Origin of the sequence: Paraburkholderia sp. GV068, assembly GCF_003058125.1 — a bacterium.
In the GTDB taxonomy this organism is placed as follows: domain Bacteria; phylum Pseudomonadota; class Gammaproteobacteria; order Burkholderiales; family Burkholderiaceae; genus Paraburkholderia; species Paraburkholderia graminis.
On the sequence record NZ_QBUB01000022.1, the window covers coordinates 1 to 17,111 of the forward strand.

Annotated in this window: 14 protein-coding genes and 1 pseudogene; 3 read left to right on the forward strand and 12 right to left on the reverse strand. The window is 65.7% G+C overall.

The genetic code is table 11. The annotated features are described in order from the left end of the window. Window positions 1-140: pseudogene (locus tag C8K18_RS29845) on the reverse strand (2-methylcitrate synthase); the annotation flags it as partial. A 215-nt stretch (window positions 141-355) separates the two neighbouring features. Here C8K18_RS29845 and prpR point away from each other — a divergent pair. After that, the gene (prpR, locus tag C8K18_RS29850; RefSeq protein ID WP_029966546.1) at window positions 356-2,326 is read left to right on the forward strand and encodes a propionate catabolism operon regulatory protein PrpR; all 1,971 of its coding nucleotides are present in this window, start codon (window positions 356-358) and stop codon (window positions 2,324-2,326) included. Here prpR and C8K18_RS29855 read toward each other — a convergent pair. The 11 genes from C8K18_RS29855 to C8K18_RS29905 form a co-directional block, all read right to left on the reverse strand. Beyond that, the gene (locus C8K18_RS29855) at window positions 2,283-2,693 is read right to left on the reverse strand and encodes an AraC family transcriptional regulator (RefSeq protein WP_107710733.1); all 411 of its coding nucleotides are present in this window, start codon (window positions 2,691-2,693) and stop codon (window positions 2,283-2,285) included. The two genes, prpR and C8K18_RS29855, sit on opposite strands and share 44 nt — an antisense overlap. Further along, window positions 2,690-3,841, reverse strand: coding sequence for an FAD-binding oxidoreductase (locus C8K18_RS29860; protein WP_053859581.1), 1,152 nt, complete (start codon window positions 3,839-3,841; stop codon window positions 2,690-2,692). Before C8K18_RS29860 ends, C8K18_RS29855 begins: the two co-directional genes overlap by 4 nt. Next, the gene (locus C8K18_RS29865; protein WP_107710734.1) at window positions 3,838-5,217 is read right to left on the reverse strand and encodes an NAD(P)/FAD-dependent oxidoreductase; all 1,380 of its coding nucleotides are present in this window, start codon (window positions 5,215-5,217) and stop codon (window positions 3,838-3,840) included. The genes C8K18_RS29860 and C8K18_RS29865 overlap by 4 nt, the downstream gene beginning before the upstream one ends. Beyond that, window positions 5,202-5,516 (reverse strand): (2Fe-2S)-binding protein, encoded by a 315-nt coding sequence (locus C8K18_RS29870; RefSeq protein WP_107710735.1) that lies wholly within the window; start codon window positions 5,514-5,516, stop codon window positions 5,202-5,204. Before C8K18_RS29870 ends, C8K18_RS29865 begins: the two co-directional genes overlap by 16 nt. Beyond that, a complete protein-coding gene (locus C8K18_RS29875; RefSeq protein ID WP_107710736.1) occupies window positions 5,513-7,357 on the reverse strand; it encodes an ABC transporter ATP-binding protein in 1,845 nt (614 codons plus the stop codon). Before C8K18_RS29875 ends, C8K18_RS29870 begins: the two co-directional genes overlap by 4 nt. After that, a complete protein-coding gene (locus tag C8K18_RS29880) occupies window positions 7,357-8,337 on the reverse strand; it encodes an ABC transporter permease (protein WP_171800007.1) in 981 nt (326 codons plus the stop codon). The genes C8K18_RS29875 and C8K18_RS29880 overlap by 1 nt, the downstream gene beginning before the upstream one ends. Further along, window positions 8,334-9,287, reverse strand: coding sequence for an ABC transporter permease (locus C8K18_RS29885; protein WP_107710770.1), 954 nt, complete (start codon window positions 9,285-9,287; stop codon window positions 8,334-8,336). Before C8K18_RS29885 ends, C8K18_RS29880 begins: the two co-directional genes overlap by 4 nt. Before the next feature lie 126 nt (window positions 9,288-9,413). Then, the gene (locus tag C8K18_RS29890; protein ID WP_006049129.1) at window positions 9,414-11,030 is read right to left on the reverse strand and encodes an ABC transporter substrate-binding protein; all 1,617 of its coding nucleotides are present in this window, start codon (window positions 11,028-11,030) and stop codon (window positions 9,414-9,416) included. A 112-nt stretch (window positions 11,031-11,142) separates the two neighbouring features. Beyond that, complete coding sequence (locus C8K18_RS29895; protein WP_107710771.1) at window positions 11,143-12,417, reverse strand: FAD-binding oxidoreductase; 1,275 nt, start codon at window positions 12,415-12,417, stop codon at window positions 11,143-11,145. A gap of 75 nt (window positions 12,418-12,492) precedes the next feature. Continuing rightward, entirely contained in the window at window positions 12,493-13,161 is a 669-nt protein-coding gene (locus C8K18_RS29900) for a haloacid dehalogenase type II (protein WP_006049127.1), read from the reverse strand. Between the two features lie 272 nt (window positions 13,162-13,433). Continuing rightward, entirely contained in the window at window positions 13,434-14,927 is a 1,494-nt protein-coding gene (locus C8K18_RS29905) for an aldehyde dehydrogenase (protein ID WP_107710737.1), read from the reverse strand. Window positions 14,928-15,233: 306 nt separating this feature from the next. Between C8K18_RS29905 and C8K18_RS29910 the strand changes: the two genes are divergently transcribed. Together C8K18_RS29910 and C8K18_RS29915 are read left to right on the forward strand one after the other, a co-directional pair. After that, a complete protein-coding gene (locus tag C8K18_RS29910) occupies window positions 15,234-16,100 on the forward strand; it encodes a GNAT family N-acetyltransferase (RefSeq protein ID WP_044021029.1) in 867 nt (288 codons plus the stop codon). 6 nt (window positions 16,101-16,106) lie between these two features. Continuing rightward, window positions 16,107-17,033 carry a glyoxylate/hydroxypyruvate reductase A gene (locus tag C8K18_RS29915; protein ID WP_006049124.1) on the forward strand — a complete coding sequence of 309 codons (927 nt, stop codon included), beginning with the start codon at window positions 16,107-16,109 and terminating at the stop codon, window positions 17,031-17,033. The last annotated feature ends 78 nt before the right edge of the window (window positions 17,034-17,111 follow it).

A 17,111-nucleotide genomic window follows, 5' to 3' on the forward strand; every position in this document is an offset into this window, starting at 1 on the left:
CGGTAATGCAGATCGTTGCCGGTCTTGCCGACCGTGCACAGCGCCGTGTTGCCCGCGGTCACGCCGGACAGCGCGACGGATTTTTTCGGTTTGAACGCGCCGGCGTTGGTGGTGCTGGTGCTGTTGTCTGCTTCGCTCATCGTTGTCTCCAGATGCGTTAGGGATTCTCGAACGCGGCCTTAAATGCAAGGAACGGGCCATCGTCGCAGGCTTGCGCTAAGTGCCTGATTTATCACGGCGGACCGCTTTGCGCGAAACGGCGCACGTTTCGACAATGAAATCATGAAATTTCATTTTTGAAACCGACGCGCGCATAATAGCCGGACCCTGCCACTCACCTCGCGCGAGCCGCAACTTGAGCACTCCATCGTTCGATACAGCCCGACGCCCGCGCATCTGGGCGCTCAGCATCAGCCGTCTGCGCGACCTGTTTATCGACATCGCGGGCGAATACGTGGAACGCGCGGATCTGCGCATCGTCGCCCAAGGTTTCGAAGATGCCGTGCGCGAAATCGACGCCGCCGGCGCGGGTCGTCCCGACGTTGTGATCGCGGGCGGCTCCAACGGCGCTTACCTGAAAACGCGCGTCGCGGTGCCGGTCGTGATGATCACGCCGACGGGCTTCGACGTCATGCACGCGCTCGCCCGCGCGCGCCGCGACGGCGCAAAGGTCGCGCTGGTCACGCACGGCAACACGCCCGACGAAGTGCGCCGCTTCGTCACGGCGTTCGGGCTCGACGTGACGTTCGCCTCGCATCAATCCGCGCAGGACGCCGAAAGCGTCGTGCTGGACCTGCGCGATCGCGGCATCGACGTGGTGGTCGGTCCCGGACTCGTCACCGATCTCGCCGCGCACGCCGGCATGGGCGCGGTGTTTCTGTACTCGCGCGATTCGGTGCGCGCCGGCTTCGACACGGCGCTCGAAGTCGCGCAGGCGACGCGGCGCGAAACGATACGCCGTCAACGGCTCGATAATCTGCTGCAACACTTGCGCGACGGCGTCGTCGCGCTCGACGCCGAAGGACGCGTCGAGGCGATGAACCAGCGTCTTGCCGCCGTGCTCGGCGTCGACGCCGCGAATGCAGCCGGCCGCGCGCTGCTCGAACTCGCGCCGGATCTCGCCGGCAGCCTGCCCGACTCCGACGGCGACGCGTTCTGCACCGTGCGCGGCGCGAGCTACGTCGTGCATCGCGGGCCGCTTGCGAGCGGCGGCGCGGCCGCGGGCACCGTGCTGACGTTTCAGGAATCGCGTGCGGTCGAACGGCTGGACCGCACGCTGCGTTCGCGTCAACGCGTGCAGCAGTTCAGCGCGCGTTACCGCCTGGAAGATATGGTCGGCGCGGCGGAATCCATGCAACGCGTGCGCGCGCTCGTGCAGCGTTACGCGAGGTCGGACGCGACCGTGCTGATTCTCGGCGAAAGCGGCACAGGCAAGGAAATGGTCGCGCAGAGCATGCATCAGTTGAGCGCGCGGCGCGACTTCGCCTTCGTCGCAATCAATTGCGGCGCGTTTCCCGAGGCGTTGCTCGAAAGCGAACTGTTCGGCTACGAGGAAGGCGCGTTCACCGGCGCGCGCAAAGGCGGCAAGGCGGGGCTCATCGAAGTCGCGCACCGCGGCACCTTGTTTCTCGATGAAATCGGCGAGATGCCGTTGTCGTTGCAGAGCCGTTTGCTGCGCGTATTGCAGGAGCGCGAAGTCGTGCGGCTCGGTTCGACGGAACCGACGCGCGTCGACATTCGCGTGGTTGCCGCGACGCACCGCGCGTTGACCGAGGGTATCGAAGCAGGCCGCTTTCGCGCCGATCTTTACTACCGGCTCAACATTCTCAGCATTGCGCTGCCGCCGCTGCGCGAGCGTCCAACCGATCTGCTGCCGCTTGCCGCCGAACTGCTGTTGCAAGCCGCGGCGCGTGAGCCGAGGCTCGCCGCGCGCCTGCCCGACGCCGCTGCCGCCGAACGCATTCTGGCCGCGCTCGCCGAGCCGTTGCGGCGTTACGCGTGGCCGGGGAATGTGCGCGAGTTGCAGAACGTGATCGAGCGGATTGCAGTGGAGCTTGCCGAGATGGAGTCAGACGCCGACTCGCCGGCGGAGACGCAACCGCTCATCACGCGAGACATGCTGCGGACCATCGCGCCGGAAATCGTCGAACCGCAGCAACCGCGCGCTCACAAAACGGCGCTGACGTTGCGCGAACGCAGCCGTCATGTCGAAGCCGATGAAATCCGCGCCGCGCTGGCTGCGCACGACGGCGACCGCGATGCGGTGTGCGACGCGCTCGGCATCAGCAAGACGACGTTATGGCGGAAGCTGAACGGGGCGCGCTAACTTTTGCGATGCTCGCGGCGGCGCCGTGCTTGCCCGCATTAACCGCCGCGCGCTGCTGGATGAACATGCTCGGCGTCATGCCGCAGCATCGCTTGAAATGCCGGCCAAAATGGCTCTGATCGAAGAAGCCGACCTCGGTCGCGACCACCGAACCAGGCACGCCTTCGAGCAACAGCATCTGTGCCCGCTGAATCCGCACGCCGCACAAATAGCGATACGGCGACGAGCCGTACTGCTGCCGGAACACGGTCGCAAAGCGCGACACGCTGAGCGCGGACAGCGCCGCGAGTTGCGCGAGCGTCACCGGCTCGTTGAAATGCGCTTCGATAAAAGCCCGCGCGGCGTTGAGGCTGAGGGACTGTTTCATGACGTCGCGATGGGCTCTTTTGCAAAACGCTGGATGGAGAACCTGTCGAGCGGAATCGGCGTGCTGCCCGTATCGACGAGTTCCGCCATCGTCTCGCCGACGCCCGGCCCGATCTGAAAGCCCGAACCGCTGAAGCCGAACGCGTAGAAGAGTCCGTCGACCTTGCTGCTCGGGCCGATCACCGGTTCGCTGTCAGGCAGATAACTTTCCACGCCGCTCCACACGCGGATCACATGCAACGGCGCGAGCGCGGGCACGAGCCGCCGCATCTGCGCGAGCTGGCGCACCGTGTTCTGCGGCAGCACCGACGCGCGGCTCGTCGCGGCATCGGCCGGACCCGCGGGACCGCCGCCGACGATGATATTGCCGCGCGGAATCTGCCGGAAGTAAATGCCCTCCTGCTTGATCGACGTGAACACGCCCATCGACGATTTGAAGACGTACGGCACCGGCTCCGTCACGCACATTTGCGGTCCGCTTACGACGAGCGGCGCGCTTTCGCCGAACTGTTCGGTCAGACGCGTGGCCCATGCGCCCGCGCAGATCACGAGTTGAGCCGCGCGATACACGTCGCCGCGCGCGCTTTCCACGCGAAAGCGATCGCCCTCTTTTTCGACGCGCACGATCTCCGTGTTCTCGATCACCTGCGCGCCGAGCCGCGCGGCCGCGCGTCCGAACGCGGGCGCGGCGAGCCGCGGATTCGCGTGGCCGTCGAGCGGCGAACTGGACGCCGCCAGCACTTCGCGGCTCAGAAACGGAAAGCGCCGGAACAACGCGTCGCCATGCAGCACTTCGAGTTCGAGCCCGTAGGCGCGCGCGTCGATTGCATACTGATCGAAATTCTCGACGTCCTTCTGGTGATAGCACACGCGCGTGTGGCCGACCGGCAAAAATTCGACGTCCTCGCCGAGCAGTTCCGCCGAACGCTGCCAGGTGCGCAGCGCGCGATTGGCCATCGCGAGTTGCGGCAATGCGCGGCCTTGCCGCCGCACGCCGCCGAAGTTCACGCCGCTCGCCTGCTGCCCGGTCAGCCCGCGTTCCAGCAGAATCACCGAGCGATTGCGCTGGCGCAAAAAGAACGTGGTCGTCGTACCCATGATGCCGCCGCCGATCACGATGACATCCGCTTCGTTGCGAGTCGCGCTCATTGCGCTGCCTCCTCGGTGAGCGCCACTGGCAGCGGCTTGACCGGCGCCTGGCCGCGCAGGCGTCCCACGGAAGCGAGCGGCACGCACGCCGCCGCGGCAATGACTTCCGCGCCCGCATGTCCGCAATAACGCCCTTGGCAACGTCCCATGCCGACGCGCGAAAACGCCTTCGCGCGATTGGCTTCCTGCGCGCCGGTTTCGCGAACGACGCGGCGCAATTCGCCCGCCGTGATCGCTTCGCAGCGGCACACAATCGTCTCGTCCGGCAACGCGGCGGCGAATTGCGCGGGCCACGGAAACGCTTCACGCAAGCCCGCGGCAAAGCGCGAGAAGCGCGCGAGCTCGTCGCGCAAACGCTGCATATCGCCGATGCCCGCCGCTTGGACGCCGTGATCCTGCAGCGCGGCGAGCGCGGCGAGGCGGCCCGACCGTTCGGCTGCGTCCGCGCCGCGCACGCGCGCGCCATCGCCCGCGAGATAGACGCCCTTGACGCTGCTGCGGCCATCGCTGTCGATTTGCGCGAGCCACTGCTGCGCGGCGTCGTCGAAGATAAAACGGCAGCCGGCGAGATCCGCGAGCTGCGTTTCCGGGCGCAAGTGATAGCCGAGCGCAACGGCGTCGCACGCGAACTCGATGCGCTTGCCGCCGGCCAATGCGACTTCGACGCCGCTCACACCCGTTTGCGGCGAACCTTTGATTTCGATGGGCTGCACGCCGCGATAAACCGGCACGCCCGCCTTCGACAACACGCGCGTCAACGCAATGCCTTTTTTCAGCGCGGCGGGAATCGCCAAGAGACGCGGCAACGCGGCGATGCGCTGCATGAACGTCGACGTATCGAGCACCGCCGCGATCTGCGCGCCGGCCTTCACGTATTGCGCGGACACGAGGTAGAGCAGCGGCCCGCTGCCCATCATCACGATGCGCGAACCGATCGCGCAGCCCTGCGATTTCAGCGCGACCTGCGCGCCGCCGAGACTATAGGTGCCCGCCTGATGCCAACCCTTGACGGGCATGAGCCGATCGGTCGCGCCGCTGCACACGATGAGCGCGTCGAACGGCAGCGTGCCGTAACGCGTGCCGCTCACCGTATGCACCGCGTTCGCCGAAATATTCCAGACCAGCGTTTCGGGCAAATAGTCGATGCTGCGTTTCAGCGCATCGAAGCTCGTATGCAATGAAGCCGCGCGCTCGGCCTCCGTGCCGTACAGCGTGTCGTAGCTGCGCGAAAAGCCTTCCGGTTGACGCCGGTAGATCTGTCCGCCGTCGCGCCGGCCTTCGTCGATCACAGTCGGGCGCAGACCCGCTTCGACGCATGCCTGAGCGGCGCGCACGCCCGCCGGCCCCGCACCGATGACGACTACACGCGGGGCCATACGCCCTCCCCGGCTTCAGCGAGACTCGTGACGATCGACATGCCCGGCGCCGCCGGCGTGCTGCACGCGCGCACGCGCTCGCCTTGCGCGGTCCACACCCAGCAATCCTGGCACGCGCCCATCAGACAGAAACCGGCGCGGCGGCCGTCGCCGAATTCGGAGTCGCGCAGCGTGGTGCCGTTGGTGAGCAGCGCGACCATCAGCGTGTCGTCTTCGGCGGCCTCGCGCACTACGCCGTCGACGGTAATCGGAAAGGTCTTGCGACCGGTTTCCGCGAGCCGCACAAATCGCTGGTTCATGCCGGGATCGTCTCCACGTTTTGCAAACGGCTCAACTCGGCCGCCGAGTGATGACAAAGAATCTCCGCGCCCGAAGGCAGTTTCTTCAGCGACGGCGGCGTCATGTTGCAGATACCGTCGATGCGCACGGGACAGCGCGAGCGGAACGAACACAGCTCGGGCACGGCGGCGCTCTCGCCCATCGCGGGCAACTTGCAGGCGGCGACGTGGCGGCGCGCATCGAGCCAGCCCGGTTTTAGTTCGGGTACCGAATCAACCAGCAATCCCGTGTACGGGTGATACGGCGGCGCCGCGAGCACGTCGCGCTGTCCGGCTTCGACACGCTGCCCGGCGTACAGCACGATCACTTCGTCGCAGATCGCGCGCACCGTCGAAATGTCGTGGCTAATGAACATGTACGAGACGCCCAGTTCGCGCCGCAATTCCGCGAGCAGATCGAGAATCGCGGCGCCCACTACCGTATCGAGCGCGGACGTGACTTCGTCGCAGAGAATGAGCGCGGGATCGGCGGCAAGCGCGCGCGCGAGGTTCACGCGCTGCTTCTGGCCGCCCGACAGGCCCGCGGGGGTGCGCGTTGCAATCGAAGCCGGCAGTTTCACCAGATCGAGCAACGCGAGCATGCGCTTCTTCGCCGCCGCGCCACGCAGATGGTGATAAAACGCGAGCGGCCGGCCGAGAATATCCGCGATCGAATGGCTCGGATTCAGCGCCGTATCCGCATTCTGGAACACGATCTGAATCTGCCGATACTGCTCCGGCGTGCGGCGCGATAGCTGCGCGGGCAACGGCTCGCCGTTGAACAGCACATCGCCGCGCGCACGGTCGACGAGACCCGCGACCACGCGTGCCAGCGTCGTCTTGCCCGAGCCCGATTCGCCGATCACGCCGAGCGCGCTGCCGCGAGCAATGCTGAGGCTCACGTCGTCGAGCACGCGCACGGCGGGCACGCCGTCACGGCCGATGCGTCCATAGCCCGCCGAGAGGCCGCGAATCTGCAGCAGCGGCGGCACCTGTCCCGCGCCATCCTGCAACGCGGCCGAGGGCGCTTCCGGGCGGCGCGTCGCGGCGAGCAACTGGCGCGTGTAGGCATCCACGGGCGCATCGAGCACTTGCGCGACCGCGCCGTTTTCCTTCACGGCGCCGCCGTTCAGCACGACGATGCGGTCGGCCATCTGCGCGACGACGGCAAGATCGTGCGACACGTACACCGCCGTCGTGCCGAGTTCGCGCACCACCTTCTTGAAGGCCGCGAGCACTTCGATCTGCGTGGTGACATCGAGCGCGGTGGTCGGCTCATCGAACACGACGACCGCCGGATCGGTGATCAACGCCATCGCCGCCATCAGACGCTGCAATTGCCCGCCGGAAACCTGATGCGGATAACGCTCGCCAATCGTATCCGGCGCGGGCAGCGCGAGCGCGCGAAACAGTGCGATCGCTTTGGCGCGCGCGGCGTCTTTCGTCATCAACTGATGCAGCAGCGCGGGCTCGGTCACCTGATCCATGATCGTGCGCGCCGGGTTGAAGCCCGCCGCCGCGCTCTGCGCGACATACGCGACCGTGCGCGCGCGCAACGCGCGGCGTCCTTTGGCATCGAGCGAGAGCACTTCCACCTCGCCGATGCGCACCGAGCCGCCGCTGATCGAACAGCCCGCGCGTGCATAGCCGAGCAGCGACAGCGCAATCGTCGTCTTGCCCGAACCGGATTCGCCGATCAGCGCGAGCACCTCGCCCTTCTTCACCGAAAAGCTGACGCCCTTGACGATCTCCGTCACCGGCCCGTGCGCCGCGCCCGCGACGACACGCAGCCCTTTCACTTCAATCATGTCCCGGTCGGTCATCATGCGTCTCCGTGGCTACGGCTGCGACGCCGCAAGTTGTCGATCAGCAGATTCATGCCGATGGTCAGCGTGGCAATCGCGACGGCCGGCATCAGCACCGCAGGCGCGCCTTCCGATAAGCCGCCGATGTTCTCGCGCACGAGCGAACCCCAGTCGGCGTTCGGCGGCTGCACGCCGAGGCCGAGGAAACTCAGCCCGCTCAGCAGCAGGACGATGAACACGAAGCGCAGGCCGAAATCGGCGAGCATCGGATGGATCATGTTCGGCAATACCTCGACACGCGCGATATATAAGAGCCCTTCGCCGCGAGCCCGCGCAACCTGCACGTATTCGAGTCCCATCAGGTTCAACGCGAGCGAACGCGAGATGCGAAACGCGCCGGGAATGTAGGCGAGCGCCGCGACCGTCGTCAGCATCGGGATCGACGATCCGAATGCCGCGATCACGACGAGCGCAAGCACCTTGCTCGGAATCGAAATGAGCGCGTCGAACAGGCGGCTCAGCACTTCATCGACCCACTTGCCCGACACCGCGGCAAGCAGACCGAAGAACGTGCCGATCACGCTCGCGAGCACGGCCGCCGCGAGCGCGAGGCCGACCGTATAGCGTGCGCCGTAGAGAATGCGGCTCAGCATGTCGCGGCCGAGGTAGTCGGTGCCAAGCGGATACGCCGCGCTGTAACGCCCGAAAATTTCCGTCGACGTCAGCGCGCCGCCCTGGTACGGCGCGACGAGCGGCCCGACGAACGCGACCAGCAGCCAGAACAGCACCATCACGAGGCCGAGCAGGCCGAGCACCGAAAAGCGGTGGACGAGGCGTTGCAGCGGGTTGTACTTCGCCGGTGCGCTCGTGGTTGCGGTATCGGCGGCCAGCGTTTCAGCCGCCATGTCAGCCGGTATATCGGCGACGAGTTCGTCGCGGCTCACGCCGTACAGTTCGGTGCCCGCGTGAGGGACGTGGTGATCAGGTTGGCTCATCATCGACGTAGCCTCGGGTTGGATACGATTTGACACAGGTCCGCGATCAGCACGAGCGCGAGATACGCGGCGCAGAACACCATCACGCAGCCTTGCACGAGCGGCATGTCGCGGTTCGTCACGGCGTCGACCATCAGGCTCGCTAGGCCCGGATAGTTGAAGATGGATTCGACGATCACCACGCCGCCGAACAGGTACGACAGGCTCAGCGCGACCGCATTCGCAATCGGCCCGATGGTGTTCGGCAGCACGTGCCGCAGCACGACGCGCACGGGCGACGCGCCCTTGAGCATCGCCATTTCCACATACGACGAATTGAGCTGGTCGAGTACCGCGGCACGCGTCATGCGAGCCATCTGCGCGACGATCACGCAGCACAGCGTCATGACGGGCATTGCATAGATACGCAATAACGCGCCGAACGAATTCACTTCGGACAGGTAAGACAGCGCGGGCAGCCAGCGCAGCTTCACGGCGAAGATCAGCACGGCGATGGTCGCGACGAGAAACTCGGGTACCGCTACCGTGGAAAGCGTCAGCACATTCAATGTGCGATCGAGCAGCGAGCCGCGGAACATCGCGGACGAAATGCCGATCAGCAGCGCGAGCGGCACCGAGACCACCGCGGTCAAACCGGCGAGCACGAGCGAGTTCGGCAGACGCGTCGCGATCAACTGACTAACGGGCAGATTGTTCGACATCGACGTGCCGAAGTTGCCGGTGACGATATGAAAGAGCCACTGGCCGTAGCGCTGAAGCGCCGGCTGATCGAGCCCGAACTGATGCCGCAATGCGGCGACGGCCTCCGGCGTGGCGGCCTGGCCGAGCGCCTCTTGCGCGGCGTCGCCAGGCAGCAGCCCTGTCACGCCGAACACGATGGCCGACACCAGCAGCAGCGTGAGCAGCGCGAGGCCGAGGCGCGCGGCGATGAGTCGTTGCGCGTGTGCTTTCATTGAAAGTCGCCTCCAGTTGATGCATGCGCGCGGCGTCGCGGCGCCGCGCCAGTGCATGTATTGCGTGTATTGCGCGCAGGTGCGAAGTCGTAGCGCTCCGGCTCAACGAGCCGGAGCGCCTTCGCGTTACGCCTCTAGCCAGACGTTTTCCGCGAATGCAAAACCCATCAGACCGGCAAGCGGAATCGAACCGAGTCCCTTCAGCTTACTCGTATAGCCATCGAGCGAGCTATGAAAGAGCGGAATACCGATGCCGCCGTTTTCATGCACGAGCACCTGCATGTCGCCGTAGATCTTCTTGCGCTTCGCGTCGTCCGGTTCGCCGCGCGCGGCGACGAGCATCTGGTCGAACTTCGGGTTCTTCCAGTTGGCTTCGTTCCACGGCGCATCGGACTTGAAGAACTGCGTGAACAGCACGTCCGCGCTCGGGCGCGCATTGATGTTGCCGAAGCCGAGCGGATGCTTCATCCAGTGATTCGACCAGAAGCCGTCCGAGGGCACGCGGCTTACCTGCAGATTGAGGCCCGCGCGCGGCGCAGCCTGTTGCAGCAGCATCGCCATTTCGACGGAACCGTCCGCAGCCGGAGACGCGAACACTTGCAGCGGCGCCGAGCCGAGCTTGGCCTTCTGGAAATAGAACTTCGCCTTGTCGGGATCGAAGCCGCGTTGCGGCAGGCCGGCGAGATAGTATTTGTTGGTCGGGTCGATCGGCTGATCGTTGCCGATCGCGCCGTAGCCGCGAAACACCGAGCGGCGGATCTGCTCGCGATCCATCAGGTACATCATGCCGCGGCGGAAATCGTCGTTGCCGGTAATGCCGCCCTCGTCGCGAACGATCAGGTCCGTGTAGCCGCCGGTCTTCGTCTCCAGCACCTTGAAACCCGGCGCGGTCTTCAGGCGTTCAGCCGAATTCGGCGTAAGGCCGTTGATCAGTTGCACGTCGCCCGACAGCAACGCGTTCACGCGCGCCGATTCGTCGCCGATACCGATCAACTCGATCTCGTCGAGATACGGCATGCCCGGCTTCCAGTACTTGTCGTTGCGCACGCCGACCGTGCGCACGCCCGGCGAGAATTCCTTGACCTTGTACGGACCCGTGCCGACGGCCGTTTTGAAATCGCTCGTGCCGTCCTTGATGATGAGGAAGTGCGACGTGGCGAGAATCACCGGCAAGTCGGCGTTCGCGCCGTCGAGCGTGATCGTCACTTCGTTCGGGCCGGTGGCCTTCACTTCCTTGATCTGATCGGCGATCGTCTTCGCCTTCGAAGCGGTGGCCGGATCCTTGTGGCGCATGATCGAATACACGACGTCGGCGGGCGCGAGCGACTTGCCGTCGTGGAATTGCACGCCGTTGCGCAGCTTCACAACCCATACGGTCGCGTCCTTCGTCTCGATGGATTCGGCGAGCGCCATCTTTGCGCCGAGATGGGAATCGAGTTCGGTCAGGCCGTTGTAGAACATGTTGCAGCGAACATAGTCGGTGCTGAGCGCGCCCTTCGCCGGATCGAGCGTGTCGGCCGCGGAGGCCGACTGCGTCGCCACGCGAATCTTGCCGCCCTGCTTCGGCTTCGCTTGCGCGAGCGCGGAACCGCTTGCGGCCATCAGCCCGGCGCCCGTCAGCGACATCATCCCGGCCGCGGTCAGCGCGCGCAGCACGTCGCGCCGCGACGCGCCTCTCGCTGTCAATTGCTCGAGCCCGTTGTCGAGGCCAGGAGCGCCGTGGGGTGAGTTTTCCTTATTCATCGAACTTCTCCGCGAGGTAAGGCAGTTGTGGGGGCTGCGTGGGTTTGTAGTTGTCGACTGCAACAGCGGGTGCAACAGCGGGGACTTCAACAGCGGGTGCAACAGCGGGACTTCAGTAGAAGATGTCCTTGATACGGTAGTACGTGCCGACCAGCGGCAAGAACCAGGGCTTGCCGGTGTGCCCAGGAATCGCGGCCCATTCGGACTCGTCCCACGGGTTGCGCTCCGCGCGGCCGTCCATCACATCGGCCATCACCTGACCCATGTGCGTCGACATCTGCGTGCCGTGGCCGCTGTAGCCCATCGAAAAATAGATGCCGTCGTGCTGCCCGGCATGCGGCAGGCGATCGGCGCTGATGTCGACGAGACCGCCCCAGCAATAGTCGATGCGCGCACTCGCGAGCATCGGAAACATCGCGGCGAGACCTTGCTGCAGGATGCGCCCGCTCTTGGCATCGGATGGCCGCTCGGACGCCGTGAAGCGCGCGCGTCCGCCGAACAGCAAGCGCGAATCGGGCGTCACGCGAAAGTAGTTGTGCATCAGCCGCGTGGTCGTGTACGCACGCCGGTTCGGCAACGTCTGCACTAGCAAGGCGGGCGGCAGCGGCTCAGTCACGACGATGAACGAGCCGACCGGCGCAAGCCGCCGCCGATACCAGCCGAACGGTCCATGCCGCGACGGCCCGGTTGCGATCAGCACCTGCTTTGCGCGCACTTCGCCGCGCGCGGTGACGACACGATGCGCGCCGCCGTCTTTCACGATCGACGTAACCGGCGCGTGCTCATACAGTTTTGCTCCGCGCCGAACCGCGGCTTCAGCGAGCCCGACCGCGAACTTGCCCATATGCATCTGGCCGCCGTGACGATGCAGCAGCCCGCCGTAAAAACTGTCCGACTGCACTTCGCCGCGAATCCGCTCGCCGTCGATCAGTTCGATGTCGGGATCCACCGCGCGACGGATCAGATCCGCCGTCTTCTCCAGATGCGCGAAATGATGCGGCTTCGACGCGAGCTTGAGCTTGCCGGTCGCGGCGTAATCGCAGTCGATCTGTTCTTCGTCGATCAGACGCTCGACCGTATCGACCGCATCCGAATACGCGCGATAGCACGCGCTCGCACGCTCGAGGCCGAGTTGCGCAGCGAGCGCGACGAAGTCTTGCGCGACGCCCGTGTTCACCTGGCCGCCGTTGCGGCCCGACGCGCCGCCGCCCACGCGTCCCGCGTCGACCACCACGACCGACGCGCCGCGTTTGCCGAGCGCCAGAGCCGCCGACAAACCCGTGAAGCCCGCGCCGATCACCACCACGTCGGCGTCACCGTCGAGCGGGCCTTCGCACGCCGAGACGAACGGCGGCGCAGTGTCGAGCCAGTAAGAGTCGAGCTTCAAATCGAGCTTCATCCTGTGCGGGTCCATGATTGCAATCAGCGAGGCAACGTGGCGGGCGGCGGGTTCGTCGCGCGCTTACAGGCCGAGTTCGGCGGCCAGTTCCGGAATGCCCTTCACTTCGTAGTACTGGTAGTACGGCGTCGACGGTTCATGGCCGCGGTTGATGAACGCCTTGTGCTTGACGCCCATGTCGTGCACGGTCATCAGGTCGTAGCGCAGGCTCGACGACACATGCAGCACGTCTTCCGGATTGCAGCCGAGCTTGTCGAACATGTACTCGAAGCCTGGCATGCGCGGCTTGTACGACTGCGCCTGCTCGGCGGTGAACACCGCATGGAACGGCGCGCCGAGTTTGTCGACGTTGCTCTGGATCTGATCGTTCGACGCATTCGACAGAATCACGAGCTTGTACTTCTTCGCGAGCCGCGACAGACCTTCGGGCACGTCGGGATGCGGGCCCCACGTCGGCACCGCTTCATAGATCTTTTGCGCGCCGGCTTCGTTGAATTCGACGTTCATGCGCGCGCACGCACGGCGCAGCGCATTGACCACGACGTCGCGATACGGCTTCCATGCACCCAGCACTTCGTCGCGGCGATAGCCGGCGTAGAACGCGACCAGCTTTTCGAGGTCGTCGCTCTTCAGAATGTGGCCGTACAGTTCGCGCGTCATGTCCGCCATGCGGAACTTGGTCAGCGTGCCGTAGCAGTCGAAGGTGATGTATTTCGGTTCGAATTCGATCATGGTGCAGTCGTCCTATCGTGGTAAGGAACTCGGCGTCGAGCTCATTGGCGAAAAGTAAAAGCTGATTCCTGTAAAAGATTTAATCAGCGCAAAAACATAGATGTTCCTGATTCGCGCGCTGCCTGTGACACAAACCATGCGTTTTGAGGCCGTTGCGCAGCAGAGTCTGCCGTGATCCGGCGCAACCCTTAGCCGGCGTGGGTTTGCGGCGTTCTGAAGGGAATCTGTAGGCGTCGGTCAGGCTGCAGGGCGGCTGCAACACCGCCCCTGCATCACTGCCGCAAATCGATCAGCACGCTCTTGAAGCGCAGGTTCGCCTCGTAAGCCTGGCGGCCGAGATCCTTGCCGATGCCGGAGCGCTTGTAGCCGCCCGTCGGGATCATGAAGTCGGACGTGCGGCCATAGCGGTTGACCCACACGGTGCCCGCTTCCAGCGCGCGCACGAAGCGCAGCGCGCGGCCGAGATCGGCGGTATGCACGCCCGCGGCAAGCCCGTACTCGGGATGCTGCGCGAGCGCGAGCGCTTCTTCTTCGCTGTCGAAGGTTTGCAGCGTGAGCACCGGACCGAAGACTTCCTCGCGCACCGCCTCGGACTGAGCGGTGACATCGGTGAGCAAGGTCGGCGTATAGAACGCGCCCGCCGATGCGCCGCGAACCTCGGCACGCTTGCCGCCGTGGCGCAAGGTCGCGCCCGCGTCGAGCGTGCGCCCCACGATACTTTCGATGCGCGCCGCCTGCGGCTCGGAGATGATCGGCGAGAGCGTCGTGCCCGCGGCCCACGTCGCGCCCGGCGTCAGCTCCGCGAAAATTCTGCCGATGCGTTCGGCCAGCGGCTCGGCAAGACTGCGCTCGACCAGCAGCCGCGAGCCCGCGACGCACACCTGCCCCGCGTTGCCGGTGATCGCGCCCGCGATGCGGCGCGCCACATCGTCCAGACGCGGCGCGTCGGCGAAAACGATTTGCGGGCTTTTGCCGCCAAGCTCAAGCGTGACCGGCTTGGTGCCGCTCGCCGCGCAGGCCGCCATGATCGCGGCGCCCGTGCGCGTCGATCCGGTGAACGTGACCTTGCTGATCTTCGGATGACGCACGAGTTCGTCGCCGGTCGTGCGTCCGTCGCCCTGAATCACATTGAAGATGCCGGCGGGCACGCCGGCCTCGACAGCCAGTTCCGCGAGGCGCAGCACGGAGAACGGCGTCATCTCCGAAGGCTTGAGGACGACCGCGTTGCCCGCGGCGAGCGCCGGGGCGATCTTCCACGAAGCCATCACGAGCGGGAAATTCCACGGCGCGATGGCGCCGATCACGCCGTACGGCTCGGCGATCGTCATGCCGAGATGATCGTGGTCGGTGGCCGCGACGTCGCCGCCCAGCTTGTCGGCGAACTCCGCGTAAAAGCGGATGCCCTCGGCGGTGAACGGCACGTCCCACGACACGGCCTGGGCAACCGGCCGCGTCGAGCCGAGTGCTTCCAGGCGGCCGAGCGCGGGTGCGTCGGCTTCGACCAGATCGGCGAAGCGCCGCATGATCCTCGCGCGCTCGCGCGGCGCCATGCGCGCCCAGCCGCTCGTGCGAAACGCCTGCCAGGCGTTCTCGACCGCGCGATCCACCATGTCCGCGTCGGCGACCGGCACGCTCGCGTAGACGACGCCGTCGGACGGGCGCGCCACATCCATGCGGCGCGTGCCCTGCCCGCTGCCTTGCACCCACTCGCCGCCGATGAAATGGCCGCTGCGAATCGCGACGTCGTCCGGATTGAAGCTGTCCATGAGAAAGTGTCCTAGTGAATGACGCTGATGGAAACCGCCTGCGCCGCGCCGTCGCCGCGACGCCCGCCATAAGTAAAATCGTAGAGCCGCGCGCCTGGCATATGTCGCCGACAAAAATCGCCGCGCAGCAGAACCCGCCTGTAATGCGGGCGCATACGGCATGTTTTGCATCGAATTGCGATGCGGCCTTGCGCGGCGCGCCGGATAGAAAGATCGTCCTAGTCACACCGCGCCGTGGATGACACAGTGACGCGTAAGCCTTTAGCCATTCAGGAGCACGGCGTGCCCGATTCGAAGACAGATCCGATAGCTGATCCGATCACATACAGACGCTTCACCCTCGACGACGTTGCCGCGGCGCATGCGTTGACGGTCGAACTCAAATGGCCGCATCGCGCGGACGACTGGAAGTTCGTCGCGCAACTGGGCGTGGGTTTCGTCGCCGAAGATGCGAGCGGCGTGATCGGCACCGCGCTTTGCTGGAAGTACGGCGCGGATTGCGCGTCGCTCGGCATGGTGATCGTGTCGCCGGCGCGGCAAGGGCTCGGCATCGGCAGAAAGCTGATGGAACTGCTGCTCGAGGAACTCGGCGGCCGCATCACCTTCCTGCACGCGACCGCCGCCGGTCAGCCGCTCTATGAAAAGCTCGGCTTTCGCGCGACGGGCACGCTCGATCAGCATCAAGGCGCGGCGTTCCAGCCGCCGCTCGTGTCGTTGCCGGCGGGCGAACGCTTGCGGCCGCTAGGGTCGAGCGACACGGCACGGCTCGTCGAACTGGCCTCACAGGCAAGCGGCCTCGATCGCGGCGAAGTGCTGCCCGCGCTGCTGGAAAACGCCGATGGCATCGCGCTCGACCGCGACGGCGAACTCGTCGGCTTCGCGCTCTTTCGCCGCTTCGGACGCGGCTTTGCGATCGGCCCGGTGGTCGCGCCTGCTTCGGAAGATTCGAGCCGCGCGAAGGCGCTGATCAGCCACTGGCTTGCGCTCAACGAAGGCGTGTTCGTGCGCGTCGACACGCCGGGCGACAGCGGCCTGACCGAATGGCTCGAACAGCTCGGGCTGCCGCGCGTGGACACGGTCGTCAGAATGGTGCGCAGTGCGCAACCGCAGAGCGTGGCGGCCAACGCGACACCTTATGTGCAATACGGCATCATCAATCAGGCGATTTTCTGACCCGTCATGGCCCTACTCTATAAAGCCGACCCGGCGCGCGGCCTGCAATGGGCGAGGCTCTTCGCCGAAAAGGCGCCCGGTTTGCCGTTCCATATCTGGCCCGATCACGGCGATCCCGCTGCGATCCGCTATCTGGTCGCATGGCAGCCGCCCGAAGACCCGACCCGCACGTTTCCCAATCTGGAAGTGGTGTTCTCGGTGGGCGCGGGCGTCGATCAATTCGATCTGTCCGGCGTGCCTGAGCATGTGCCGGTTGTGCGGATGATCGAACCGGGGCTCGTCGAAGGCATGGTCGAATACGTGACGCAGGCGGCGCTCACGATTCACCGCGATCTGTTCGACTACGGGCTTCAGCAGCAACAGCAGGTATGGCGCGAACTGCCGCTGAAGCCGGCCGCGCAACGACGCATCGGCGTGCTCGGGCTCGGCGTGCTCGGCACCGCGGTATTGGAGCGGCTGCGTCTCTTCGGCTTTGCGTGCGCGGGCTGGAGCCGCTCGCCGCGCGAGATCGAAGGCGTCGAATGCTATGCGGGCGAAAGCTCGCTCGATGCTTTCCTCGCCCGCACCGACATCCTGGTTTGCCTGCTGCCGCTCACGCCGGCCACGCGCGGCCTGCTCGATGGACGCCTGTTCGCGAAGCTGCCGCGCGGCGCCTCGCTGATTCAAACGGGCCGCGGCGCGCATCTGAATCAGCAGGACTTGCTGACGGCGCTCGACAGCGGCCAATTGCAGAACGCGATTCTCGATGTGACCGATCCCGAGCCGTTGCCCGCCGGTCATCCGCTGTGGACGCATCCGCGCGTGCGCATCACGCCGCATATCGCCAGCGCCACGCGGCCCGACACCGCCGTCGACGTCGTGCTCGATAACCTGCGCCGCCATCGCGAAGGCCTGCCGATGCTCGGCCAGGTCGACCGCACGCGCGGCTATTGAGCGCTCCCGCATTCCACCGGATACGCGCGCGCCACGGCTTTTCAACGTCCGCAGCACAAAATGCTAAGGGCATGCATC

Bases quoted from the DNA above. Each gene is read 5' to 3' on its own strand.
- C8K18_RS29855 (WP_107710733.1), bottom strand. From the start codon at position 2,693: ATGAAACAGTCCCTCAGCCTCAACGCCGCGCGGGCTTTTATCGAAGCG.
- C8K18_RS29860 (WP_053859581.1), bottom strand. From the start codon at position 3,841: ATGAGCGCGACTCGCAACGAAGCGGATGTCATCGTGATCGGCGGCGGC.
- C8K18_RS29865 (WP_107710734.1), bottom strand. From the start codon at position 5,217: ATGGCCCCGCGTGTAGTCGTCATCGGTGCGGGGCCGGCGGGCGTGCGC.
- C8K18_RS29870 (WP_107710735.1), bottom strand. From the start codon at position 5,516: ATGAACCAGCGATTTGTGCGGCTCGCGGAAACCGGTCGCAAGACCTTT.
- C8K18_RS29875 (WP_107710736.1), bottom strand. From the start codon at position 7,357: ATGACCGACCGGGACATGATTGAAGTGAAAGGGCTGCGTGTCGTCGCG.
- C8K18_RS29880 (WP_171800007.1), bottom strand. From the start codon at position 8,337: ATGATGAGCCAACCTGATCACCACGTCCCTCACGCGGGCACCGAACTG.
- C8K18_RS29885 (WP_107710770.1), bottom strand. From the start codon at position 9,287: ATGAAAGCACACGCGCAACGACTCATCGCCGCGCGCCTCGGCCTCGCG.
- C8K18_RS29890 (WP_006049129.1), bottom strand. From the start codon at position 11,030: ATGAATAAGGAAAACTCACCCCACGGCGCTCCTGGCCTCGACAACGGG.
- C8K18_RS29900 (WP_006049127.1), bottom strand. From the start codon at position 13,161: ATGATCGAATTCGAACCGAAATACATCACCTTCGACTGCTACGGCACG.
- C8K18_RS29905 (WP_107710737.1), bottom strand. From the start codon at position 14,927: ATGGACAGCTTCAATCCGGACGACGTCGCGATTCGCAGCGGCCATTTC.
- C8K18_RS29915 (WP_006049124.1), top strand. From the start codon at position 16,107: ATGGCCCTACTCTATAAAGCCGACCCGGCGCGCGGCCTGCAATGGGCG.